The organism is Brevundimonas sp., assembly GCF_013912005.1.
GTDB lineage: Bacteria > Pseudomonadota > Alphaproteobacteria > Caulobacterales > Caulobacteraceae > Brevundimonas.
Genome location: NZ_JACESB010000012.1, coordinates 13,165 through 36,052, shown reverse-complemented (window position 1 = coordinate 36,052; position 22,888 = coordinate 13,165). Strand labels below are relative to the sequence as shown.

At 72.5% G+C, this 22,888-nt stretch carries 20 protein-coding genes; 13 read left to right on the top strand and 7 right to left on the bottom strand.

The genetic code is table 11. The features are described 5' to 3' along the window. The first annotated feature begins 106 nt into the window (after positions 1 to 106). Genes H2038_RS09530 through H2038_RS09500 form a run of 7 tightly spaced genes read left to right on the top strand, consistent with a single transcriptional unit; the run spans position 107 to position 8,188 of the window. Positions 107 to 1,720: an ATP-binding protein gene (locus tag H2038_RS09530; protein ID WP_292112182.1), complete on the top strand. Its 1,614-nt coding sequence runs from the start codon at positions 107 to 109 to the stop codon at positions 1,718 to 1,720. Between the two features lie 39 nt (positions 1,721 to 1,759). Next, complete coding sequence (locus H2038_RS09525; RefSeq protein ID WP_292112179.1) at positions 1,760 to 3,772, top strand: TonB-dependent receptor; 2,013 nt, start codon at positions 1,760 to 1,762, stop codon at positions 3,770 to 3,772. 52 nt (positions 3,773 to 3,824) lie between these two features. After that, entirely contained in the window at positions 3,825 to 4,478 is a 654-nt protein-coding gene (locus tag H2038_RS09520) for a PepSY-associated TM helix domain-containing protein (protein WP_292112176.1), read from the top strand. Between the two features lie 7 nt (positions 4,479 to 4,485). Continuing rightward, positions 4,486 to 4,992: a DUF2271 domain-containing protein gene (locus tag H2038_RS09515; RefSeq protein WP_292112174.1), complete on the top strand. Its 507-nt coding sequence runs from the start codon at positions 4,486 to 4,488 to the stop codon at positions 4,990 to 4,992. A gap of 12 nt (positions 4,993 to 5,004) precedes the next feature. After that, positions 5,005 to 5,805, top strand: coding sequence for a DUF4198 domain-containing protein (locus H2038_RS09510; RefSeq protein WP_292112171.1), 801 nt, complete (start codon positions 5,005 to 5,007; stop codon positions 5,803 to 5,805). A 20-nt stretch (positions 5,806 to 5,825) separates the two neighbouring features. After that, positions 5,826 to 6,821 (top strand): FAD:protein FMN transferase, encoded by a 996-nt coding sequence (locus tag H2038_RS09505; RefSeq protein WP_292112167.1) that lies wholly within the window; start codon positions 5,826 to 5,828, stop codon positions 6,819 to 6,821. Beyond that, on the top strand, positions 6,818 to 8,188 hold the full coding sequence (locus tag H2038_RS09500) for a sulfite reductase subunit alpha (RefSeq protein WP_292112164.1): 1,371 nt from the start codon (positions 6,818 to 6,820) through the stop codon (positions 8,186 to 8,188). The genes H2038_RS09505 and H2038_RS09500 overlap by 4 nt, the downstream gene beginning before the upstream one ends. Before the next feature lie 79 nt (positions 8,189 to 8,267). Here the strand turns inward: H2038_RS09500 and H2038_RS09495 are convergent, their stop codons facing one another. From H2038_RS09495 to H2038_RS09480, 4 genes are all read right to left on the bottom strand, one after another. Further along, on the bottom strand, positions 8,268 to 8,741 hold the full coding sequence (locus tag H2038_RS09495; RefSeq protein WP_292112162.1) for an SMI1/KNR4 family protein: 474 nt from the start codon (positions 8,739 to 8,741) through the stop codon (positions 8,268 to 8,270). A 210-nt stretch (positions 8,742 to 8,951) separates the two neighbouring features. Beyond that, positions 8,952 to 9,629, bottom strand: a complete 678-nt coding sequence (locus tag H2038_RS09490) for a Fe2+-dependent dioxygenase (protein WP_292112160.1) — start codon at positions 9,627 to 9,629, stop codon at positions 8,952 to 8,954. 90 nt (positions 9,630 to 9,719) lie between these two features. Then, complete coding sequence (locus H2038_RS09485; protein ID WP_292112157.1) at positions 9,720 to 11,978, bottom strand: TonB-dependent siderophore receptor; 2,259 nt, start codon at positions 11,976 to 11,978, stop codon at positions 9,720 to 9,722. 107 nt (positions 11,979 to 12,085) lie between these two features. Continuing rightward, positions 12,086 to 13,294 (bottom strand): FAD-dependent oxidoreductase, encoded by a 1,209-nt coding sequence (locus tag H2038_RS09480; RefSeq protein WP_292112155.1) that lies wholly within the window; start codon positions 13,292 to 13,294, stop codon positions 12,086 to 12,088. Between the two features lie 125 nt (positions 13,295 to 13,419). On the opposite strand from H2038_RS09480, the gene H2038_RS09475 reads away from it, so the two are divergent. From H2038_RS09475 to H2038_RS09450, 6 genes are all read left to right on the top strand, one after another. After that, a complete protein-coding gene (locus tag H2038_RS09475; RefSeq protein WP_292112152.1) occupies positions 13,420 to 14,301 on the top strand; it encodes a peptidase in 882 nt (293 codons plus the stop codon). Between the two features lie 183 nt (positions 14,302 to 14,484). After that, complete coding sequence (gene zwf / locus H2038_RS09470; protein ID WP_292112150.1) at positions 14,485 to 15,945, top strand: glucose-6-phosphate dehydrogenase; 1,461 nt, start codon at positions 14,485 to 14,487, stop codon at positions 15,943 to 15,945. Continuing rightward, positions 15,938 to 16,651, top strand: coding sequence for a 6-phosphogluconolactonase (pgl, locus tag H2038_RS09465; protein ID WP_292112147.1), 714 nt, complete (start codon positions 15,938 to 15,940; stop codon positions 16,649 to 16,651). Before zwf ends, pgl begins: the two co-directional genes overlap by 8 nt. Continuing rightward, a complete protein-coding gene (gene edd, locus H2038_RS09460; protein WP_292112144.1) occupies positions 16,648 to 18,540 on the top strand; it encodes a phosphogluconate dehydratase in 1,893 nt (630 codons plus the stop codon). Before pgl ends, edd begins: the two co-directional genes overlap by 4 nt. 16 nt (positions 18,541 to 18,556) lie before the next feature. Beyond that, on the top strand, positions 18,557 to 19,534 hold the full coding sequence (glk, locus tag H2038_RS09455; protein ID WP_292112142.1) for a glucokinase: 978 nt from the start codon (positions 18,557 to 18,559) through the stop codon (positions 19,532 to 19,534). A 99-nt stretch (positions 19,535 to 19,633) separates the two neighbouring features. Beyond that, positions 19,634 to 19,903, top strand: a complete 270-nt coding sequence (locus H2038_RS09450) for a hypothetical protein (RefSeq protein ID WP_292112139.1) — start codon at positions 19,634 to 19,636, stop codon at positions 19,901 to 19,903. Positions 19,904 to 19,982: 79 nt separating this feature from the next. Here H2038_RS09450 and H2038_RS09445 read toward each other — a convergent pair whose 3' ends face one another. From H2038_RS09445 to H2038_RS09435, 3 genes are all read right to left on the bottom strand, one after another. Next, positions 19,983 to 20,399, bottom strand: a complete 417-nt coding sequence (locus tag H2038_RS09445) for a hypothetical protein (RefSeq protein WP_292112137.1) — start codon at positions 20,397 to 20,399, stop codon at positions 19,983 to 19,985. Then, positions 20,399 to 21,694: a homogentisate 1,2-dioxygenase gene (gene hmgA / locus H2038_RS09440; protein ID WP_292112134.1), complete on the bottom strand. Its 1,296-nt coding sequence runs from the start codon at positions 21,692 to 21,694 to the stop codon at positions 20,399 to 20,401. Before hmgA ends, H2038_RS09445 begins: the two co-directional genes overlap by 1 nt. Before the next feature lie 73 nt (positions 21,695 to 21,767). Next, on the bottom strand, positions 21,768 to 22,886 hold the full coding sequence (locus tag H2038_RS09435) for an acyl-CoA dehydrogenase (protein WP_292112132.1): 1,119 nt from the start codon (positions 22,884 to 22,886) through the stop codon (positions 21,768 to 21,770). Between the last annotated feature and the right edge of the window lie 2 nt (positions 22,887 to 22,888).

The following is a 22,888-nucleotide window of genomic DNA, read 5'->3' as shown; positions in this document are numbered from 1 at the left end:
CACGGACTGATCTACAACAGAAAATCGCGAAAGCTTCACGAACGGCAAAGCTGCCGTTAAGCGCCCTCCCGCTACGCCCTGTGCGCCTTTCCGGGAGCAGGATCGCATGGCCAGGGTCGGGGATTTCGCCAGCACGCCGGCGCCGGTGTCGCCGGATACGCCCGGCGCCCACATCGTCGAGCGTTTCCGCGACGAACCCGACACCCTGGCGATCGCCGTGGTCGACGAGGCGGGCCGCCCGCTCGGTCTCGTCGAACGCAACGCCTTCACCCTGCGCATGGCGGCCGAGTTCGGCCGCGCCCTCTACGCTCGCCGTCCGGCCTCCAGCTTCATGGACGCGAATCCGCGCGTGCTCGACGCCGACGCCGACGCGGCCACCCTGTTCGAGAGCGTCGACGCCGCCGGCCTCGGCGCCCTGCTGAACGGCTTCGTCGTCGTCTCGGGCGGCCGCTACGCCGGCGTCGGCGCCGGCATCCACCTGCTGCGCGCCGGGACCGCCGTTCACCGCCGCCGCGCCGAGGACATGGCGGCGCTGGCCCGCGACCTCGCGCTCGCCGAGCAGGAGGCCCGCGCCTCCAGCCGCGCCAAGTCCGAGTTCCTCGCGGTGATGAGCCACGAGATCCGCACGCCGCTGAACGGGGTGCTCGGCGTGGCGGCGCTGATGGAGCGCGAGCTCGAGCAGGAGTCCCTCCGCCCCTATGTCCGCACCATCCTCGACTCCGGCCAGAGCCTCCTGCGGCTGCTGACCGACGCGCTGGACATGAGCCGCGCCGAGGCGGGGCTGATGAGCTTCGAGGAGGCGCCGCTCCGGCTGCAGGCGCTGGCCGACGACCTGCTGGCCCTGTGGCGGCCGCGGGCCTTGGAGAAGAACCTGACCCTGGCCGTCTCCTGCGACGCGCCCGGCGTGGCCGGGGTCATCGCCGACGAGACCCGCCTCAAGCAGTTGCTCAACAACCTGATCGGCAACGCCATCAAGTTCACGCCCGCGGGAACCATCGCCGTCCGGCTGACCGCCCGCCCGGACGGGGAGCAGATCGCCCTCTCGGGGACGGTGGAGGACTCCGGCCCCGGCGTCGACGCGGCGACCGCGGATCGCATCTTCGAGCCGTTCAACACCGGGCACGCCGGCCGTGACGGGGCCGGGGCGGGTCTCGGCCTCGCCATCTGCCGGCAGATCGTCCAGCGGATGGGCGGCGCCATCGCGGTCGACCGCAGCGCCCTGGGCGGGGCCCGCTTCGCCTTCGATCTGAAACTGAACCGGGCGGGGCCCGACCTGCTGGCGGCCGAGCCGGCGCGCGCCGCCCCGACGCCGCACGAGACCCTGCACGTGCTGGTGGTCGACGACAACGCCACCAACCGCTTCGTGGCGGGCAAGGTGCTGGAGCTGTTCGGCTGCTCGCACGAGACGGCGGTGGACGGCCGCGACGCCCTTGAGCGAATGCGCGAGGGGCGCTTCGACCTGGTGCTGATGGACGTCAAGATGCCGGTGATGGACGGCGTCGAGGCGACCCGGGCGATCCGCGCCCTGCCGGGCCCGGCCGCCGCCGTGCCGATCCTCGCCCTGACCGCCAACGCCGACCCGCGCGACGAGGTCGAGTACCGCGCGGCGGGCATGGACGGCGTGGCCCAGAAGCCGATCCAGCCCGACGCCCTGCTGGACGCCATCCGCCGCGTGCTCTCGGCGGCGGATCCTGCGGCCGCCGCCGCGGAAGCCGCCTGACTGGCAACCCGGAGCGGTCCCGGGTCATTGTAGCGCCTCATGCTCCAGGTCCCGCCCCCCGAACTCCCCGAGATCGTCGTCACCGGCGCCCGGCTCCCGCCCGCCGCCTCCGAGGCCGCCTTCTCGGTCATCCGGCTGGATGACCGCGACCTGCGCGACCAGCAACGGCTGGACGAGGCCCTGGCCGCGGTCCCGGCCGTGTCGCTGTTCCGCCGCACCTCCAGCCTCGCCGCCAATCCCACGACCCAGGGCATCTCGCTGCGCGCCATCGCGCCCTCGGGCGCCGGCCGGACGCTCGTCACCCTCGACGGCGTGCCGCTGAACGATCCCTTCGGCGGCTGGGTGATCTGGTCCCAGGTCCCGACGGAGAGCCTCTCCGGCCTCGACATCGTCCGCGGCGCCGGCGCCGGCCCGTACGGCGCGGGGGCCCTGACCGGGGTGATCCAGCTGCGCGAGCGCGACTCCGGCCGGGCGGTGGACGGTTCGCTCGCCGAACGCGGCGGCGCCCGCCTCTCCGCCGCCGGCGCGACGACGCTCGGACGGGCCCGGCTGGTCGGGTCGGCCCTGTACGAGACCAGCGACGGCTACGTCCCCGTGCGCGGCCCGCAGGCCGGCGCCGCCGACACGCCGCTGGACCTGGAGACGCGCAGCGCCTCGCTGCGCGCCGACATTCCCGCCGGCGAGGCCGTGGTGTCCCTGCGGGCGGGCGCCTTCGACGAGGACCGCGGCTCCGGCGTGGAGGGCTCGCGCTCCACGGCGCGCGGCGATGTGCTCTCGGCCACCGCCGCGGCCGCGCCCGGCGCGGACCGCCCCGGCTGGCGCCTGCAGCTCTGGCGACGCGGAAGCGACCTCACCAACGTCTTCGTCGCCCTCGCCGACGACCGCTCGTCGGCCACGCCGGCCAACCATCAGTTCGAGACGCCCGCCGTCGGCTGGGGGGCCAGCGCCGCCCTGCGCCGGGTGATCGTCAGCGGGGTCGCGCGGGTCGAATGGGAGCTCGGCGCCGACGTGCGGCTGGCCGAGGGCGAGACCCGCGAACGCTTCCGCAATCTCGGCGCAGGCTTCACGCGCGGCCGCGTCGCCGGCGGTGAGACGGCGGTGGCGGGCCTCTACGCGGACGGATCCTGGACGCACGGCCCGTGGCTGGTGGCCGGCGGCCTCCGGGCCGACCGCTGGAGCAACAGCGACGGCGTGCGGCGCGAGTTCGACCTGGCCACCGGCGCGCCCACCCTGGACGAGGCGGACCCTGACCGCGCCGGGGAGGTGGTGAGCGCGCGCCTCGGTGCGCGACGGGATCTCGGGACCGGCCACGCCGTCCGCGCCGCCGCCTACTCCGGCTTCCGCCCGGCTACGCTGAACGAGCTGCACCGGCCGTTCCGGGTGGGCAACGACATCACCGAGGCCAACGCCGGGCTTGAGCCCGAGCGGCTGCGCGGCGTGGAGACCGGCTGGAGCTGGGCCGGCGAGCGCGCGTCGCTGTCCGCCGGCGTCTTCTGGAACCGGATCGAGGACGCCATCGTCAACGTCACCCTGGCCGAGGGGCCCGGAACCTTCCCCCGCGCCGGCTTCGTGCCCGCCGGCGGCGTGCTGCGGCAACGGCGGAACGCAGGGACCATCGAGGCGGTCGGCGTGGAGGTCGATGGCCGCTTAGCGGTGACAGACGCGCTGTCCGTTCGCGCCGCCGCCGCCTTCACCGAGGCCGAGGTCGACGGCGGGTCCGACGCGCCGCAGCTGACCGGGCTCCGTCCCGCCCAAGCCCCGCGATGGAGCGCCACGGCCGGCCTCGACTGGCGCGCGACCGACCGGCTGGCCCTCGCCGCCGACCTGCGGTGGGAGAGCGACCGCTACGAGGACGATCTGAACAGCCGGGTCCTGGAGGGCGCGGTCACCGCCGCCGTGCGGGCCGACTGGACCCTCCGCCCGGGGGTCGATCTCTGGCTGGCCGCGGACAACCTGTTCGACGCGGAGGTCGAGGTGGCGGAGAGCGGAACCGGCGTCGCCGGCTACGGTCCCCCGCGGACCCTGAGGCTCGGCGTCAGACTGTCGCGCTGAGCCTGCGCATCTCCTTATTGCAAATCGTTCGCAGGTTCGGCACAAGCCGGGCGTGACCGACGCTCCCGCAGCCCCCGCCAGGCCGAAGACCGCCCTGAACGCCCGCCGGTCGTTCTGGCTCAAGCAGCTGCACCAGTGGCACTGGATCTCGGCGGCCGTCAGCCTCGCCGGCCTGCTGCTGTTCGCGATCACGGGCGTCACCCTCAACCACGCGGCCCAGATTCCCGCCGAGCCGGCGACGGTCGAGACGACGGCGCAGCTCCCGGCCCCGCTTCTCGAGCGGCTCTCGAGCCTTCCCGCCGACACCACCGCGCCCGTCCCCGACGCCGTCGCCCGCTGGGCCGCGCAGGCCCTGCAGGTCCAGATCGCCGGCCGGCCGACGGAAACCACAGCCGAAGAGGTCTACGTCGCCCTGCCGGAGCCCGGCGGGGACGGCTGGCTGACCATCGACCGCGCCACCGGCGAGGCGCTGCGCGAGCGCACCACGCGCGGCTGGGTGGCCTGGGTCAACGACCTGCACAAGGGCCGCAACACCGGCCCCGTCTGGTACTGGTTCATCGACGTCTTCGCCGTCGCCTGCGTGGTCTTCGCGGTGACCGGCTTCGCCCTCGCCTGGATGCACGCCCGCCAGCGCCCCTCCACCTGGCCCCTGCTCGGGCTGGGCGTGCTCGTCCCCGTTCTCATCGCCCTCCTGTTCATCCACTGAGCTCCCGATGCGCAAGCTGCCTCTCGCCCTCGCCTCCCTCGCCGCCGGCTCGGTCGCCGGCCCGGCCCTGGCCGCCGACCTCAACGTGTCGGTGACCCTCCCGCGCCTGAACGTCGCCGCCTATCACCGCCCCTACGTCGCGGTGTGGATCGAGCGGCCCGACAACACGGCGGTGCGCACCCTCGCGGTCTGGTACGAGGTCTCGAACGTCGCCGAGGGCAAGGACTGGCTGAAGGACATGCGCACCTGGTGGCGGCGCGGCGGCCGGTCGATGACCCTGCCCGCCGACGGGATCTCCAGCGCCACCAAGGCCCCCGGAACCCACGCGATCCGCGTGCCGGGCGCCCGCCTGTCGAACCTGCCGGCCGGCGACTATGTGCTGGTGGTCGAGGCCGCCCGCGAACTGGGCGGACGCGAGGTGGTGCGCGTGCCCTTCCGCTGGGGCGCGCCGAACGCCGGCCGCGCCTCCGGCTCCACCGAACTCGGCGCCGTCGCCGTCACCGTCACCCGCTAGAGGAAGCCCGCCATGAAGAAGTCCCTCGCCCTCCTCGCCGCGCTCGCCGCCCTCGCCGTCCCCATGTCGGCCCAGGCCCACCGCGCCTGGCTGGCCCCGACCTCCACCGTCCTGTCGGGCGACGAGGCCTGGGTCGGGTTCGACGCCGGCATGTCGAACGGCGTGTTCATCGCCGACCATGCGGCGATGAACCTCGACGGCCTCGTCATCACCGGTCCCGACGGCGCGACGGTCCAGCCCGAGAACCTGCACCGCGCCCGCTACCGCTCCTCCTTCGACCTGCACCTGACGAAGCCGGGCACCTACCGGGTCGCCAACGTCATGGGCGGGGTGGTCGTGGCCTACACCGTGGACGGGACCACCCGCCGCTGGCGCGGGGCCGAGGCCGACATCGCCGCCAACGTGCCGGCCGGGGCGACCAACGTCGCGGTCACCCGCTCCGACAGCCGGGTGGAGACCTTCGTCACCCTCGGTGCGCCGGACACCGCCGCCCTCGCCCCGACGGGCAAGGGCATCGAACTGGCGCCGGTCACCCATCCGAACGATCTCGTCGCCGGCGAGCCCGCGACCTTCCGCCTGCTCCGCGACGGCCAGCCCGCCGCCGGCCTCGACGTGACCATCGCCCGCGGCGGGACGCGCTACCGCGACAATCCGGAGGAGATGACCGTCACGACCGCCGCCGACGGCGCCTTCACCGTCACCTGGCCCGAGGCCGGACTGTACTGGATCAACGCCGCCGTCCGCACGCCCGCCGCCGACGGCCAGCCCGCCGCCAGCGCCCAGTACAACGGCGTCATGGAAGTTCTGCCCTGACCGGATCCGGCGACAACCGGGTGCTGATCCCCAACCACGGGCGGACGCCGACGCGGCCGCCCGGCGGGGACGTCATGGACCTCGCCGGCGAGACCATGGGCACCACCTGGTCGGTCCGGCTGGTCCCGCCGCCGGGGCTGGAGCCGGCGACGGCCCGGGCGGCGGTGGAGGCGGAGCTCGCCCGCGTCGTCCAGCATTTCAGCCACTGGGATCCGCGCTCGGAGCTGGCCCGGTTCAACGGCGCACCCCCCGGCTTCTACGCCGTGTCGGAGCCATTCTGGACCCTGCTCAACGCCGCCCTCGATCTCGCCGACGACACCGACGGGGCGGTCGATCCGACGCTGGGCGCCCTCGTCGACCTGTGGGGCTTCGGCCCGCCGGGCCCGCGACCGGCCGGCGACCTCCCCGACGAGGCCGAGATCGCCGAAGCCCTTGGCCGGTCCGGCTGGAAGGGCCTGCGGCTGAACCGCAACGCCCGCGCCGTGCAGCAGGTCGGCGGCATGAAGCTCGACCTGTCCGGGATCGCCAAGGGGCATGCGGTGGATCTCGTCTCGGACCGCGTCGCCGGGCTGGGCGCGGACCACCACCTGGTGGAGATCGGCGGGGAGCTGCGCGGCCGCGGGGTCAAGCCCGACGGCCAGCCGTGGTGGGTCGAGCTGCAGCAGGCCCCCGGCGCGCCCGCCCCGCGCACCCTCGTGGCCCTGTTCGACCTCGCCGCCGCCACCTCCGGCGACTGGATCCGCGGCTTCGACCACGAGGGCCGCCGCTACGCCCACACCCTCGACGGCCGCACCGGCTGGCCGCTGGACAACGGCGTCGCCTCGGTGACGGTGCTGGCGGAGACGGCGATGCAGGCCGACGCCATGGCCACCGCCCTGGCGGTCATGGGACCGGCCGAGGGGCCCGCCTTCGCCGCGGCGACCGGGCTCGCCGCCGCCTTCGTCGTCCGGAGCGAGGCCGGGCTCGCTGAAACCGTCACCCCCGCCTTCGAGGCGATGCTCGACGAGGCCGCGTGACCACCGATCCCGTGCGCTGGCTCTGGGCCGCCGCGGCGGTCGCCCTGTGGCTGCTGTCGATCGCCGCCGTCGCCCTTGTCCGGGCCCGCGCCCGCCGCGCCGCCGCCGCCCGCGCCGGGGCCCTGTCGGCCGGCGCCGGAGGCGAGGGCGTGCTGGTCGCCTTCGCCAGCCAGACCGGGCTCGCCGAACAGCTGGCGTGGATGACCGCCGACGCCCTGTCCGGCGCCGGAACCCCCGTCCGCGTCGCGCCGCTTGGCGAGCTCGAGCCCGCCGACCTCAGGGCCGCCGGCCGGGTGCTGATCGTCGCCGCCACCACCGGCGAGGGCGACGCGCCGGACAGCCTGTCCCGCTTCGTGCGCCGGCACATGGCGGGGCCCGCCGACCTCGCCGGCCTGCGCTATGGCGTGCTGGCGCTGGGCGACCGCGCCTATGCGCAGTTCTGCGGCTTCGGCCGGGCGCTGGACGCCTGGCTGCGCCGCTCCGGCGCCGAGCCCCTGTTCGACCGGGTCGAGGTGGACGACGGCGACGCCGGCGCCATCCGCCACTGGCGGCGCCAGCTGGCCGCCGTCGCCGGGGCGCCCGTCGCCGCCGACTGGGCCCCGCCCGCCTTCGACCGCTGGCGGCTGGTCGAGCGCAGCCGGCTGAACCCGGGCAGCCCCGGCGGCGAGGCCTGGCTGCTCGCCTTCGAACCCGTCGGCCACGCCCCCGACTGGCAGGCGGGCGACATCGCCGAGATCGGCCTGCCGCCGGCGGACGGCGCCGCCCGGGCCAGCCGCGAATACTCCGTCGCCTCCCTTCCCGCCGACGGCCGCGTCGAGCTGATCGTCCGCCGGGTGGTGCGCGACGACGGCTCCCCCGGCCTCGCCTCCGGCTGGCTGACCGGCGAGTTGCAGCCCGGCGACGAGGTCGACATGCGGCTGCGCGCGAACCGCAGCTTCCACGGCCCCTCCCCCGAGGTCCCGCTGGTGCTGATCGGCGCCGGCACGGGCCTCGCCGGCCTGCGCGGCCACCTGCGCGCCCGGCCCGAGGGCGGTCCCGGCGGCGCCTGGCTGCTGTGGGGCGAGCGCAGCCGCGCGCATGACGCCTGGCTGGACGCCGAACTTCAGGCCGCCCTCGCCTCCGGGCGGCTGACCCGTCTGGACCGCGTGTTCTCGCGCGAACCCGGCGACGGCCGCTACGTCCAGGCGCTGATCGCGGAACACGCCGGCGAGCTGCGGGCCTGGGTCGACCGGGGCGCCAGCGTGCTGGTCTGCGGCAGCCTCGAGGGCATGTCGACCGGGGTGCACGCCGCGCTGGAGGCTGTGCTCGGTGCGGAACGGGTCCTGGAGCTGCTGGAGACCGGGCGCTACCGTCGCGACGTTTACTGACCCCGGATGCTCTGCTGCGCGAGGCGGGAGTCGCCGCGATGCGGACGGTCCAATGGGCGGCTATGGGTGGGGAGCGGACCTAGGTAGTCTCACCCCGAGGGCTGCAATACGCCTTTAGAAGGTCCGCAAAAGACGGAGCGATCTGCTGAACCGTGCCGAAGTCGTGATCCCAGAGATATACGGTGTCACTGACATCGCTCCTCCGGAACGAAAGCAGGTTGCCCCCGCTGTCTGACGCAAACGGCACGAGGTCGGCAGGATAGCCCGAGGGCGTCCAGTCTTGAATGCTCTCAATGATCTCGGTCGGCGTCAGGAAGTCTCCCAAGTGCGGCAAGTCCGAGTGTTCATCGATGGCGTCCCACAGATCGGCTGTGGGTTCCGGAAGGCCGACTGCCAAGACCGCGCCACGGTAGGTCGCCGGAAAGGTATAGCTCAAATCCTTCTCTGCCTGCTCCAGGTCGGCAGGTTGCACTTCGAGGGGTGGGTATTGTTCGTGACCCCAACGCTTGTTGAAGGCATCGAGCCAAGTCGCTGCACTGGTCTCCGCCGCCATAGCGACCTCGCATGTTGAGATTTGAACAGGCGATGGGGGGTCGCGCCCAGAAGGATAGCTGAACCGAGCGAAAGGAACACGTGCATAGGCTGATCCTAGACGCAGAAGGAATGTCCGCAACGGGTCGGGAACCGACCTCTGCGCTCCGCCCGCATGACGACCTTCAGCAGGCGGCGCCGAGAAAGGGCTCACCCGACGCCTCCCCCCGCCTCACACCTCCGACCAGCGCCTCAGCAGGTTATGGTAGACGGCGGTCAGCTCCAGCACGGCCGCGTCCTTCGGCCCCTTCTCGCGGCTGACCCGCTGGATCGCCACGTCGAGGCGGAACAGGGTCTCGCGGTCGGCGTCGTCGCGCACCAGGCTCTGCAGCCAGAAGAAGCTGGCCACCCGCGCCCCGCGCGTCACCGGCGTCACCCGGTGCAGGCTCTTGGACGGATACAGCACCAGGTCGCCGGCCGGCAGCTTGACCGTCTGGGGGCCGTACATCTCCTCCACCACCAGCTCGCCGCCGTCGTAGTCCTCGGGCTCCGACAGGAACAGGGTGCATGACAGGTCGCTGCGGATGCGCACCGCCCCCCGCTGCCGGATGGCGTTGTCGACGTGCACGCCGAAGTGCTCGCCGCCCTCGTAGCGGTTGAACAGCGGCGGGAAGATGGTGTGCGGGAGGGCCGCCGAGACGAACATCGGATTGGCGTTCAGCGCCTGCGTCACCAGGGCGCCGACCTCCTTCGCCTCCGGCGAGTCCTCCGGCAGCTGGCGGTTGACCTTGGCGGTGGCCGACTGGTGGCCCGAGGTGACGTTGCCGTCGACCCAGTCGCCGGCGTCCAGCCGGGCGCGCAGGGCCGCGACCTCGTCCTTGGTGAACACGCCGGGAATGTGCAGCAGCATGGCCGCCTCCTTGAAACGATGGCGCCCGGGATCCGGCCATCAGGAAACCGGATCCCGGGCTCTGCGCCGCCGGTCTTCGGGCGGAACGACCTAGTAGCGCAGGTTGAGGGTCAGGATGGCCTGCCGCGCAGGGGCGACGTCGGCGTGGTGCACCCCGTTGGTCCGCAGGATGTATTCCTCGTCGCCGGCGTTCTGGACGTTCAGCTGCAATGTGGCGCTGTCGGTCAGATCGTAGGAGGCGAACAGGTCCACGCGGGTGTACGCCGGGGCGTAGATCCGGTTCGAACCGCCGCCGGCCCCGCCCTGGTTGCCGCCGAAGCTGTCCGACACGTAGTAGACGCCGCCGCCCAGCGCGAGCCGGGGCGTCGCGCGCCAGGTGCTGAACAGGCTGAAGCTGTGCTCCGGCGTGTTGGCCAGCGGGTCGCCGACGTTGACGTTGTTGTAGGCGCCGGAAACCAGTTCGGAGTCCATGTACGTGTAGCCGCCGAACACCTGCCATTCGCGGGTGATGTTGCCCGAGACGCCGAGCTCCAGCCCGCGCACCTCGGCCTCTCCGGCCTGCTCGTAGACCCCTGCCGAGACGAGGATCTGCGCGTTCCGCCGCGTGGTGCGGAACAGGGCGCCGCTGAGGGAGAGGCGGTCGCCGAACAGGGCGGCCTTGGCGCCGATCTCGACGCTCTCGGTCTCCTCCGGATCCAGCAGCTCCCCCGAGAGGTTGCCGGAGCCCGACCCGCCCGTGCCGTTCTGGTCGCCCCCGGCCACCGTCGGCGGCGTCGAGGAGGTGGCCCAGGAGGCGTACACGCTGGTGTTCCCGGTCGGCTTGTAGACCAGTCCGGCCTGGTAGTTGACGAAGTCCCACGACGCCGCCTCGACCGTCGGGACGGTGGCGCCCCGCGGGAGGGAGGTGCCGTCGACCTCGTAGCTGTCGTGACGCACGCCGAGGTTCAGGACCCAGCGCTCTCCGAAGGCGATCGAGTCGAAGGCGTAGAGGCCCAGGGTGTTGGTGTTGGAGTGGGTCTCGGCGCCGCGGGTGATCGTCCCCTGCCACGGGTCCGACGGGTTCGGCGCATAGACGCGGGTGCAGTCCAGCCCGGTCAGCGGCGCCGGGCAGGCGCTTCCCCCGGTGGTGACGACCGCATACGAGGCGTTGCGGTTGATCTCGCGGCTGTACTCGGCGCCGACGTCAAAGCTGTGGCTGAGTCCGCCCGCGTTCACGCGCCCGAACAGGTCGACGACGTTGGCGAAGGTCGAGGTGGGGTTCCAGCGCGACTTGGTCCCGCGCTTCATCCACCACTCCCCGCCGACAAGAGCCGCGCCCGGCGGGTTCGTGTCGAAGCGGCCGCCGTCGCCGGGGTTGGTGACGACGTAGTCGTTCAGGGTCTCTGCGTAGCGGGTGACGTTGCGGATCGACAGCGCGTCCGTGAGCCGGTGCTCGACCTCCAGCGTCAGGCTGTCGACCTCGTTGGTCAGGTAGTCGCGGGCGGTCAGTCCGTAGAAGCTGTCATAGGGCACATCCAGGACGCCGCTGTCGGTCGTTCGCACGCCGATCTTGGTGAAGAGCGGAATGCCGTAGTCCGGCATCTGGTCCGAGGTCAGGTGGTAATAGCTCAGGGTCGCGGTGGTCGCGGTCCCGAGACCGATCGCGCCGGAGAGTCCGAGGCCCCACCTGTCGTAATCGACCGAGTCGCGTCCGGGCACGTCTCCCCCGGCCGCCATCAGGTTCAGCCGCAGGCCGCCCGTCTCGCCCACGCGCCAGTTCTGGTCCAGCACGCCGCGCAGATAGCCGTCCGTGCCGACGCCCAGCCCGACCCGCGAGAAATCCGTCAGGCGCGGCGTCTTCGACGACAGGTTGATGCTCCCCCCGCCGGAGCCGCGGCCGGAGTAGACGGCGTCCGGTCCCTTGATCACCTCGACCTGCTCGAGGTTGAAGACCTCCCGCTGCTGGCCGCCGGTGTCGCGGATGCCGTCGACGAAGACGTTGTTGCCCGACGACTGCCCGCGGATGAACGGCCGGTCCGCCAGCGGCTGACCGCCTTCCCCGGCCCCGAAGGTGATCCCCGGCGACGTCCGCAGGATGTCCTGCAGCGAGGTCGCCGCGGTCTGCTCGATGATCTGCTGCGGAATGATGGTCACCGACCGCGGCGTGTCGACCAGCGGTGCCACGAACTCCGGGGACTGCGGCTCGCGGGCGACCGGCTGGCCCGTCACCGTCACCGTGCCGAGGGTGGTCGCGTCCTGCGGATCATCGCCCGGCCCGGGCTCCGCGGCCAGCGTCGGCCCCGCCATCAGCATCCCGGCGGCGGTCGAGGCGAAAAGGAGGGCGCGGAGCGCGTCGGCGCGGTCGGTCATCGGGGAATCCGGCAAAGGTTAGTTGCGACCCGGTCGCATTATCACCTTCGGCCGCAGACGCAACCTAATTGCGACGCATTCGCAATAATTCTGCCAGCCAACCCCGGTCAGCCGGCGGCCACCGCCTTCATCGGCACGCCCGGATCGGCCAGTCGCCGCTCGTCCACCGGGGTCCGGCGGCCGATCATCTGCCGCCCGCCCATGAACTCCGCCGCCGCATTGACCGCCTCGACGCAGACGATCCGGTCGCCGGCCAGATGGAACACGGCGAAGCCGCCCGGGCCGACCTCGCCGCGCACCAGCGTCCGGTCCGCGCCGTCCGGCAGGCCGGCGATCTGAAGCTTCAGGTCGTACTGGTCGGACCAGAACCACGGGACCTCGGGCGCGGGCGGGGCGCGCCCGGTGATCGCCGCCGCGGCCTGTTTCGCCTGTTCGAGGGCGTTGGGCACGCTCTCCAGCCGGTGGCGGCCGCCGCCCATCGCCGGGACGGGCCTGAAGGTCATGTCGCCGATGGCGTGGATGTGGGGATCGGAGGTTCGCGCCGTCTCGTCGACCACCACCCCGTTCTCGCACGCCAGCCCGGCGCTCCGCGCCAGCTGGTCGCAAGCCAGCGCCCCGACGCCGACCAGCACCGCGTCCGCCTCGATCAGCCGCCCGTCGGCCAGCCGCACCCCGGCCGCCTCGAACCCGGTCACCTCCGCCGAGGTCAGGACCTCTACTCCCTGCTGGCGGTGATAGCGGGTGAAGAAGTCGGACAACGCCGGCGACGCGACCCGGGCCAGCACCCGGTCCATGCGCTCGATGACGACAGCGTCCGCGCCCAGGGCGCGCGCCGAGGCCGCGGCCTCCAGGCCGACGTAGCCGCCGCCGACCACCGCCAGCCGCCGGCCCGGCCCTAGGGCCGCCTTCAGCCGCTGCGCGTCGGCGAGGGTGCGCAGCTCCAGCAGCTCCGGCCGGTCGGCGCCCTGCAGGGCGAGCTTCCGCGCCGTCGATCCCGTGGCCAGGATCAGCACCTCGTAGGTTTCGGCGGTCCCGTCGGCGAACCGCACCGTCCGCGCCGCCGGATCGATGGCCGTCGCCGTTACGCCGGTGCGCAGCGCGATGTCCTGCTCGGCGTAGAAGCTTTCCGGCCGCAACAGCACGTCCTCGAGCCCGGCCTCGCCCTTCAGCCACGCCTTCGACAGCGGCGGCCGCTGGTAGGGCGGCGTCGGCTCCTCGCCCGCCAGGATGATCGGACCCGCATGCCCGTACTGCCGCAGCAGGGCGGCCGCCGTACCGCCGGCATGCCCGGCGCCGATGATCAGAACCTTCGTCATGTTCGGGAAGTAGGACGCGGCGGGCCGATCCGCCAAGCAAAGATGCGCGGTTGGCGAACGCCGTTGCTGACGCTCCCGCCGCGTGCCATTTTTCCACCCACATTCAATCCGGGGGATCGGGGTTCATGAAGAAAGTGATTGCGGCTGCGCTGGCGGCCTTGCTGGCGTCCGCCTCGGGGGTCGCCGCCCAGGACGCGTCGGCCCGCGCCACCTACGGCGAGGTGCGGCTCAGCTCGGGCTTCACGCCCGATCCGCATTCGGTCCGCATCACGGCGGGCGGCTCGATCGACGCGTCGCGCATCGGCTCGCCGTGCTCCGGTTCGGTCGCCAACGCCCCGGACTACGAGGTCACCTACACCGCCGGCTCGCTGCCGCTCTACATCTACGCCCAGGCTGACAGCGACACGACCCTGGTGGTCAACGGTCCGGACGGCCAGTGGTACTGCGACGACGACTCCAACGGGAACCTCAACCCGCAGGTCACTTTCAACAGCCCCCGCTCGGGGACCTACGACATCTGGGTCGGCACCTTCGGCGGCGGCACGGCCTCGGCCACCCTGCACATCTCCGAGCTCTCGGAGGACGACGGCTCGAGCTCGGGCGACGGCGACGCGCCGGACGCCAGCCTGCGCGCCACCTTCGGCGAGATCTCGCTGAGCAGCGGCTTCACGCCCGATCCGCGCCGCATCAGCCTGACCGCCGGCGGGACCATTTCCGCCTCCGACGTCTCCGCCGGCTGCGCGGGGTCGATCGCCGTCGCCCCCGACTACGAGGTCACCTACAGCAGCGGCTCGCTGCCGCTGGTGTTCCGCACCGAGGCGTCCTCCGACACCACCCTCGTCATCAACGGCCCGGACGGCCAGTGGTACTGCGACGACGACGGCTGGAACGGCAACAACGCCGAGGTCCGCTTCGACAAGCCGTCCTCCGGCGTCTACGACGTCTGGGTCGGAACCTACGGCGGGGGCACCGCTTCCGCCGACCTGCTGATCACCGAAGTCCCCTGAGCCTTCGACCTTCGGGCGATCGGCGGGAACCCCCCGGCGGCGCCGCGGATTCTTCCGTGTGACGGCCCGGCTCCGGCCCGGCCGTCACATGGTGTTTCAGGCGGAGCCGTATCGGTTGGCTCCGCCTCCGGAAGCGGCCAAAGACCCTTCTCGGAGACGGGTTCAACGAGCGAAGGAGCGGGGATGGCGGCCCTTGTGCTGTTCGGCGGCGGCGGCGACCTCGCCATGCGGATGCTGCTGCCCTCGCTCTACTTCCTCGAGCACGACGGCCTGCTGCCCGACGCGCTGAAGATCATCGGCGCCGCGCGCTCGGAGGAGAGCCGCGACGAATACCTCGACAAGGTGCGCGCCGCGGTAGAGGGCAAGGCCCGCGCCGACGAGGCCTGGTCCGACGCGGCCTGGGAGCGGCTGGCCGGCCGCCTCGACTACCTCGCCGTCGACGCCACCGACCCGGAGAGCCTGAAGCCGCTCCGGGAGCGGGTCGGCGACGGGCCCACCACCTCCTTCCTCGCCGTTTCCCCCTCGCTCTACGGCCGCATCGTCACCGCCCTGAAGACGGCGGGCCTGGCAGGACCGGACGACCGGGTGGTGCTGGAGAAGCCGGTCGGCCGCGATCTCGAGACCTTCCGCCAGATCGACGACGCCGTGGCCCACGCCTTCAGCGAAAACCAGGTCTTCCGCATCGACCACTACCTCGGCAAGGAGACGGTCCAGAACCTGATCGCCCTCCGCTTCGGCAACACCGTGTTCGAGCCGCTGTGGAACAACCTGTCGATCGACCACGTGCAGATCACCGTGGGCGAGACCGTCGGCGTCGGCGACCGCTGGCCGTACTACGACGAGTACGGCGCGCTGCGCGACATGCTGCAGAACCACATGCTGCAGCTGCTCTGCCTGGTGGCCATGGAGCCGCCGGCCGACCTCGACCCGGACTCGGTGCGCAACGAGAAGGTGAAGGTCCTCCGCTCCCTCCGCCCGATCACCCCGGACGACGCCGAACGCGTCACCGTGCGCGGCCAGTATGTGGCCGGAGCCGTCGATGGCGAGGCGGTGAAGGGCTACGACGAGGAGCGCGGGCAGGATTCGGACACCGAGACCTTCGTCGCCATCCGCGCCGACATCGACAACTGGCGCTGGGCCGGCGTGCCCTTCTTCATGCGCACCGGCAAGCGCCTGCCGGAGAAGCGGACCGAGATCGTCATCCAGTTCAAGCCGGTGCCCCACTCGATCTTCGATCACGGGGACCGCGGAACCCTGGCGGCGAACCGCATGGTCATCGAGCTGCAGCCCGAGGAGGACATCTCCCTGTCGGTGATGAACAAGCGGCCCGGCCTCGAGCAGCGCATGCAGCTGCAGCCGATCCGCATGTCGCTCTCCTGGGGGCAGAACGACCGGGACGACCGGCCGCCGCGCCGCCGCATCGCCTACGAGCGCCTGCTGCTGGACGCCCTGTCCGGGGACTCGACCCTGTTTGTGCGCCGCGACGAGGCCGAGCAGGCGTGGAAGTGGGTCGACGAGGTGTCGGAGGCCTGGGCCCGGCGCCGGGTGAGACCGCAGGAGTATGCAGCCGGAACCTGGGGGCCCGAAGCCGCCACCGCCCTGCTGGCCCGCAGCGGCCGCGAATGGAACACCGGTCATGGCTGAGGTCCGCGCCTTCTCCGACGCCGGCGCCTGGGCCGTGGCCTGCGCCGACCGCCTCGCCGACGCCCTGTCGGCCGCCCTCGCGGCGGACGGCGCCGCCTTCCTCGCCGGCGCCGGCGGCTCCACGCCGGAGCCGATCTACCGCACCCTCGCCCCGCGCCCCCTCGACTGGTCGCGCGTCGCGGTCACCCTCGTCGACGAGCGCTACGTCCCGGAGACCTCGGACAAGTCCAACGCCCGCCTGCTGAAGCAGACCCTGCTGACGGGGCCCGCCGCCGCCGCCCGCTTCGTGCCGCTGTACAGCGAACAGGTCACCGTCGACCGCGCCGGCCTGCTCGCCGCCCACGCCCTGCGCGCCGTCGGGCGGCCTCTGGACGCAGTCCTTCTCGGCATGGGGGAGGATGGCCATATCTGCTCCATGTTCCCCGACAATCCCGCGCTGAAGCAGTTGCTCGCGCCCGCCAACCCGCCCCTCGTCCTCGCCGTGCACCGGAGCCGCTCGACCTCGGCGCCGCGCGAGGACCGTCTCAGCTTGAACCTGCCCTGGCTGGCCCAGGCCCGGCGCGTGATCCTGGCCCTCACCGGCGCGACCAAGCGGGAGGTCTTCGAGCGCGAGGTCGGCGGCGATCCCTCGGTCTCGCCGATCGCCGCCCTGGTCGCCGCGCGCGGCGGAGACATCGAGGTCCTGTGGACGGAGACCGCCCGATGAAGCCGCTCAATCCCGTCGTCGCCGAGGTCACCGCCCGGATCGTCGAGCGCAGCCGCGCGACCCGCGCCGACTACCTGCGCCGCATGGACGCCGCCGGTTCCGACAGGCCCGGCCGGGCCAAGCTCAGCTGCGCCAACTGGGCCCACGCCTTCGCCGGTCAGCCGGTGGTCGACAAGCTGACCGTCATGTCCGGGACCCAGCCCAACGTCGGCATCGTCACCGCCTACAACGACATGCTGTCGGCCCACGTCCCGTTCGAGCGCTTCCCGCCGATCATCCGCGAGGCGGCGCGCGAGATGGGCGCGACCGCCCAGGTCGCCGGCGCGACCCCGGCCATGTGCGACGGCGTCACCCAGGGCCGCCCCGGAATGGAGCTGTCGCTGTTCAGCCGCGACGTCATCGCCATGTCGACCGGCGTGGCCCTGAGCCACGACGCCTTCGACGCCGCCATCTGCCTCGGCGTCTGCGACAAGATCGTGCCCGGCCTGTTCATGGGGTCGCTGGCCTTCGGCCACCTGCCGGTGGTCTTCGCCCCGGCCGGGCCCATGCCCTCGGGCATCCCCAACGCCGAGAAGGCCCGGGTCCGCGCCCTCTACGCCCAGGGTAAGGTCGACCGCCACACCCTGCTGCAGAGCGAGGTCGGCTCCTACCACTCGCCCGGCACCTGCACCTTCTACGGCACGGCCAACTCCAACCAGATGATGATGGAGCTGGCCGGTCTGCACATGCCGTCCACGGCATTCGTCCATCCCGAGACCGGGCTGCGCGACGCCCTCACCGCCGCCGCCGCGAAGCAGGCGGTGATCCTGGCCCGCGAGGGCCGCGGCCGCATGGCCGACGTCATCGACGAGAAGTCGGTGGTCAACATGATCGTGGCCCTGCTGGCCACCGGCGGCTCGACCAACCACGCCATCCACCTGGTGGCCATGGCGCGCGCCGGCGGCATCCTCATCGACTGGACCGACATGGACCAGCTCAGCTCGGTCACGCCGCTGCTGGCCCGCGTCTATCCCAACGGCTCGGCCGACGTGAACGCCTTCCAGGCCGCCGGCGGCGTCGCCTTCGTCGCCCGCGAGCTGGCGGAGAACGGCCACATCCACGCCGACGTCGAGACCATCATGGGCCGCGGCATCCACCACTATTTCCAGGAGCCCTCGCTGATCGACGGCGAGCTGGTCTGGCGCGACGGGGTGGCGGAAAGCCTCGACACCGACATCCTCCGTCCCGCCTCGGACCCGTTCCAGAAGGACGGCGGCCTGCGCCTGGTGCAGGGCGACCTCGGGCGGGCGGTGATCAAGGTCTCGGCCGTCAAACCGGAGCACCGCATCATCGAGGCCCCCGCCGCCGTGTTCGAGACCCAGGAAGAAGCGCTGCAGGCCTTCAGGGACGGCCGGCTGGACCGCGACGTCGTCGTGGTGCTGCGCTTCCAGGGCCCGAAGGCCAACGGCATGCCCGAGCTGCACAGCCTGTCGCCGGCGCTGGGCGTGCTGCAGGACCGCGGCTTCAAGGTCGCCTTCGTCACCGACGGCCGCATGTCCGGCGCCTCGGGCAAGACGCCGGCCGCCATCCACGTCAGCCCTGAGGCGCTCGCCGGCGGACCGCTGGCCCATGTGCGCGACGGCGACGTCATCCGGCTCGACGCCGAGGCCGGCGTCCTGACCACGGTCGGCGTCGGCGACCTGCGCGCCCGCCCGGCGGCGCAGCGCACCGAGGCCCACGCCAGCGGCTCGGCCTGGGGCTTCGGGCGCGAGCTGTTCGCGTCCTTCCGCCAGGCGGCGGGCACGGCCGAGGAAGGCGCCTCGGTCTGCTTCGCCGGACCGCCGGCGCCGAACGGCCACGCCGACGGGCCGCCGGATCCGAACATCGTCGACCGGGCGGTGGACGCCTGATGCAGGGGGGAAAGCAGTGACCGTGGCCTGGGACAAGACGCTTCTGGTCGGCGACGTGGGCGGCACCAACGCCCGCTTCGCCATCGCCCACATGATCAACGGCAAGCCGGTGCTCGAGCACCACGAGAGCTTCAAGGGCGCGGACCATCCGACCTTCCTCGGCGCGGTGCAGGCCTTCATCGACGGCTGCGAGGCCCGACCCACCGCCGGCGTCATCGCCGTGGCGGGACCGGTGACGGACGGCGAGATCGACCTGACCAATTCGCACTGGCGCCTCTCGGAAGCCCAGCTCGAGACCCTCGGTCTGCGTCCCGCCCGCCTGATCAACGACTTCGAGGCCCTGGCCTGGGGCGCGCCCGTCGTGCCGGCCGACCAGCTCGCCTCGCTCGGCGGTCCCGAGGCGGGCGACCCCGACAGCGCCATCGCCGTGCTCGGGCCGGGCACCGGCTTCGGCGTCTCGGCCCTCATCCGCGACGGCCGCGGCGGCGAGATGGCCATGCCGTCGGAAGGCGGCCACGCCTGCTTCGCGCCCGGCGATCCGGTCGAGGACGAGATCCTGCGCATCCTGCGCCGCCGCTACGACCGCGTCTCGATCGAACGGCTGATCTGCGGCCCGGGCCTGCTCAACATGCACCGCGCCCTGGCCGAGATCGACGGTCGCGAGACCCACATCGACGACCCGGCCCAGATCACGGCCGAGGCGCTGGCGGATCCGCGCAGCCCCTGCGGCGCCACCCTCGCCCGCTTCTGCGCCATCCTCGGCGCGGTGGCCGGCGACATCGCCCTGACCACCGGCGCCCGGGGCGGCGTCTACATCGCCGGCGGCATCGCGCCCCGCATCCTGCCCTTTCTGCAGGCCAGTCCCTTCCGCGAACGGTTCGAGCGCAAGGGCCGCTTCACCGACTACATGAAGGCCATTCCCACCCGCGTGATCCTGCACAAGCACGCCGCCCTGCTCGGGGCGGCGCGGGTGGCCTTCGCCAACGCCGGCTGACCGCCATGTCGGCGGCCTGACATTTCGATCACGCCCGCGTGAACCTTTCCGGAAGCGTGGCGTTTCAGCAGTCCCAAACCATCGGAGGGACTGTTCCCAATGCGTAAGTTCACCATCGCCGCCGCCGCCCTGTTCGCCGTCGCCGGCCTCGCCGCCTGCAACAGCCCGGCGGACGAGAAGGCCGAGCAGCAGGCCGACGCCCTGGAGTCCCAGGCCGCCGCCACGCCGAACGAGGCGGAAGAGACCATGCTGAACGAGAAGGCCGACATGATCGAGCAGCAGGCGGGCAACGCCGACGGCGGCATGACCACCGAGAACACCCCGAACACCTCGCCGAGCGAGACCAACCCGGGTCAGCCGGCGCAGTAATCTCGCGCCAGCGCAAGAAGAAGGCCCCCGTCGCGACGCGACGGGGGCCTTTTCTTCTGGACGTCCCTGCGCGTGGCGGTCAGTCGACGCAGAGCGCGGCTTGCGCCCGTCCGTTCTCGACCGTGGCGTAGCAGCCGAAGCGGCCGCTGTCGGCCTGGCACCGGCCCACGGCCGAAGCGCCGGCCGCCGGGAAGGGGGCGTCCTCCACCCGGCAGTCGCCCTGGCAGTCGTCGCCGTCGGTGCAGCGTTTGCCGGCGTCGGCGTAGCTCACCACGCACTGCAGCGTCTGCATGCGGCCCTGCGGCGTCATCCGCCCGCCGCGCGCCTCGCAGTCCGAGGCCTCCGTCCGCTCCGGCACGCGCACGGCCGGCGGAACGTCGGTGGTGTCGATCTCGTCGACCGCCGGCGCCTCCTGCCCGGGGGCGCCGGGCGTTCCCGGCATCGGCTGGCAGGCGGCGGCAAGCAGGGCCGCCAAGGCGATCACCAGACGCTTCATCAGACCTGTCCCTTCTCGAACCCGCCCCACACGTCGTCGTAGTCCAGCTGCATCGTCGGCGAGGTTTGCGCCCATTCCGTGGTGCGGATGGGCATCCGCGTCTCGAACATGAAGGCCAGGGTGTTCTCGATCTTCACCGGCTTGAGGTCGGCCTTCACCGCCTTGTCGTAGCTGGCCTGGTCCGGGCCGTGGCCGCTCATGCAGTTGTGCAGGCTGGCGCCGCCCGGGGCGAAGCCGCCCTCCTTGGCGTCGTACTCGCCGAACACCAGCCCCATGAACTCGCTCATCACGTTGCGGTGGAACCACGGCGGCCGGAAGGTGTCCTCGGCCACCATCCAGCGCGGCGGGAAGATCACGAAATCGCAGTTCGCGGTTCCCGGCGTGTCGGAGGGACTGGTCAGCACGGTGAAGATCGAAGGGTCCGGGTGGTCGTAGCTGACCGTGCCGATCGTGTTGAACTTCGCCGTGTCGTACCGGCAGGGGGCGTAGTTGCCGTGCCAGCCGACCACGTCCAGCGGGCTGTGGGCGAAGGTGGTGCTCCACAGCCGGCCGCCGAACTTCTGCACGCACTCCGTCGGCCGGTCGACGTCCTCGTACCAGGCGACGGGGGTCTCGAAGTCGCGGGGATTGGCCAGGCCGTTGGCGCCGATCGGCCCCAGGTCGGGCAGGCGGAACGGGGCGCCGTAGTTCTCGCAGACATAGCCGCGGATCTCGCCCTCGCACTCGACCCGGAAGCGCACCCCGCGCGGGATGACCACGATCTCGCCGGGCCGGGCGTCCAGCCGCCCCATCTCCGTGACGAACACCTGTTGTCCCGCCTGCGGGACGATCAGCAGCTCGCCGTCGGCGCAGTAGAACACCCGGTCGACCATCGACCGGTTGGCCGCGTACAGGTGAATGCCGATTCCGAGACCGGCTTCGGGATCTCCGGCGCCGCCGTAGGTGACCAGCCCCTCGACCCAGTCGGTCGGCTCGGCCGGCATCGGCAGCGGGTCCCACCGCATGCGGTTCGGGCTGGGCGGCGCTTCGTGGAACGGCCCCGACCGCACCTTGCCCTGGGCGAAGGGCCGGTAGGCGGGGTGCTGGGCCGAGGGCCGCAGCCGGTACAGCCAGCTGCGCCGGTTCTCGCTGCGCGGCGCGGTGAAGGCCGTCCCCGACAGCTGCTCCGCGTAGAGGCCGAGCCTGTGCCGCTGCGGCGAGTTCCGCCCCTCCGGCAGGGCGCCCTCCACCGCCTCGGTCGAGAAATGGTTGCCGAACCCCGGCATCCAGGCAGGCGCGTTGGTTCGCGTCGTCATGTGCGTTTCTCCCGTTCGGGAGATTTAGCCCCCGGGGGGAGGCCCCGCCACCCCCGGAAAACACCGTAGCGGTTCAGAACCCCTGGCTTCGCGCCAGCCGCTCCTGATGGAAGCCGGCGTCGCCCAACAGTTCGTTCAGCACCCGCACCCGCTTCATGAACAGGCCGACGTCGAACTCGTCGGTCATGCCGACGCCGCCGTGCATCTGCACCGCCTCCTGCACGGCCAGCTCGGCGACGCGGCCGGCCTTGGCCTTGGCGACGGACACGGCCAGGGCGGCGTCCTCCCGGCCGGCGTCGAGCGCCTGCAGGGCGCCCAGCGCCGCCGCCTTGGCGATCTCCAGCTCGGTGAACAGGTGCGCCGCCCGGTGCTGCAGGGCCTGGAACTCGCCGATGAACTTCCCGAACTGCTGGCGCGTGCGCAGGTACTCAAGGGTGATCCGGAAGGCCTCGTCCCCGGCCCCGGTCAGGGACGCCGCCGCGCAGGCCCGGCCGAGGTTCAGCGCGCCCTCCAGCAGCGCCTCGCCGCCGTCGACCGTCCCCACCACCGCATCGGCGTCGACCTCGACGTCCTTCAGGACGACCCGCGCCGCATTGTGCGCGTCGACCATCACCGTGCGTTCGACCTCGACCCCCGCCGTCTCCGGATCGACGAGGAACAGGGTCAGCCCGCCCCCGGTCCGCGCCGCGACGATCAGGGCGTCGGCGACATGGCCGTCCAGCACCATGGCCTTGGCCCCGTTCAGGCGGAAGCCGTTGCCGGACCGTTCGGCCGTGGCGGCGATCTTCGCCGGCCCGTGCTTGGCCCCCTCGTCGACGGCCAGCGAGACGATGGCCTCGCCCGCCGCGATGCGGGGCAGCCAGGCCGCCTGCTGCGCCTCCGAGCCGCCCTTCAGCACCGTCGCCGCCAGCACCGACGAGCCCATGAAGGGCGACGGCGTCAGCGTCCGCCCCAGCGCCTCGGCCACCACGCCCGCCTCGACCGCGCCGAGGCCCGAGCCGCCATGTTCCTCGGGGATGACCACGCCCGCGAAGCCCATCTCGCCGAACGCCCGCCACAGCTCCCGCGACACGCCGTCGGGGTCGCGGCTGTCGCGCAGCTTGCGCAGGTGCGCGATCGGCGCGTGTTCGGCGAGGAAGCCGTCCGCGGCCTCCTTCAGCATCGTCTGCTCTTCGGTCAGGATCAGGGGCATGG

Excerpts from the sequence above, each read along its gene's own strand:
- H2038_RS09515 (WP_292112174.1), top strand. The coding sequence starts at position 4,486 with ATGCGCAAGCTGCCTCTCGCCCTCGCCTCCCTCGCCGCCGGCTCGGTC.
- pgl (WP_292112147.1), top strand. The coding sequence starts at position 15,938 with ATGGCTGAGGTCCGCGCCTTCTCCGACGCCGGCGCCTGGGCCGTGGCC.
- edd (WP_292112144.1), top strand. The coding sequence starts at position 16,648 with ATGAAGCCGCTCAATCCCGTCGTCGCCGAGGTCACCGCCCGGATCGTC.
- H2038_RS09495 (WP_292112162.1), bottom strand. The coding sequence starts at position 8,741 with ATGGCGGCGGAGACCAGTGCAGCGACTTGGCTCGATGCCTTCAACAAG.
- zwf (WP_292112150.1), top strand. The coding sequence starts at position 14,485 with ATGGCGGCCCTTGTGCTGTTCGGCGGCGGCGGCGACCTCGCCATGCGG.
- H2038_RS09485 (WP_292112157.1), bottom strand. The coding sequence starts at position 11,978 with ATGACCGACCGCGCCGACGCGCTCCGCGCCCTCCTTTTCGCCTCGACC.
- hmgA (WP_292112134.1), bottom strand. The coding sequence starts at position 21,694 with ATGACGACGCGAACCAACGCGCCTGCCTGGATGCCGGGGTTCGGCAAC.
- H2038_RS09475 (WP_292112152.1), top strand. The coding sequence starts at position 13,420 with ATGAAGAAAGTGATTGCGGCTGCGCTGGCGGCCTTGCTGGCGTCCGCC.
- H2038_RS09530 (WP_292112182.1), top strand. The coding sequence starts at position 107 with ATGGCCAGGGTCGGGGATTTCGCCAGCACGCCGGCGCCGGTGTCGCCG.
- H2038_RS09510 (WP_292112171.1), top strand. The coding sequence starts at position 5,005 with ATGAAGAAGTCCCTCGCCCTCCTCGCCGCGCTCGCCGCCCTCGCCGTC.
- H2038_RS09435 (WP_292112132.1), bottom strand. The coding sequence starts at position 22,886 with ATGCCCCTGATCCTGACCGAAGAGCAGACGATGCTGAAGGAGGCCGCG.
- H2038_RS09490 (WP_292112160.1), bottom strand. The coding sequence starts at position 9,629 with ATGCTGCTGCACATTCCCGGCGTGTTCACCAAGGACGAGGTCGCGGCC.
- H2038_RS09450 (WP_292112139.1), top strand. The coding sequence starts at position 19,634 with ATGCGTAAGTTCACCATCGCCGCCGCCGCCCTGTTCGCCGTCGCCGGC.
- H2038_RS09525 (WP_292112179.1), top strand. The coding sequence starts at position 1,760 with ATGCTCCAGGTCCCGCCCCCCGAACTCCCCGAGATCGTCGTCACCGGC.
- H2038_RS09480 (WP_292112155.1), bottom strand. The coding sequence starts at position 13,294 with ATGACGAAGGTTCTGATCATCGGCGCCGGGCATGCCGGCGGTACGGCG.
- H2038_RS09445 (WP_292112137.1), bottom strand. The coding sequence starts at position 20,399 with ATGAAGCGTCTGGTGATCGCCTTGGCGGCCCTGCTTGCCGCCGCCTGC.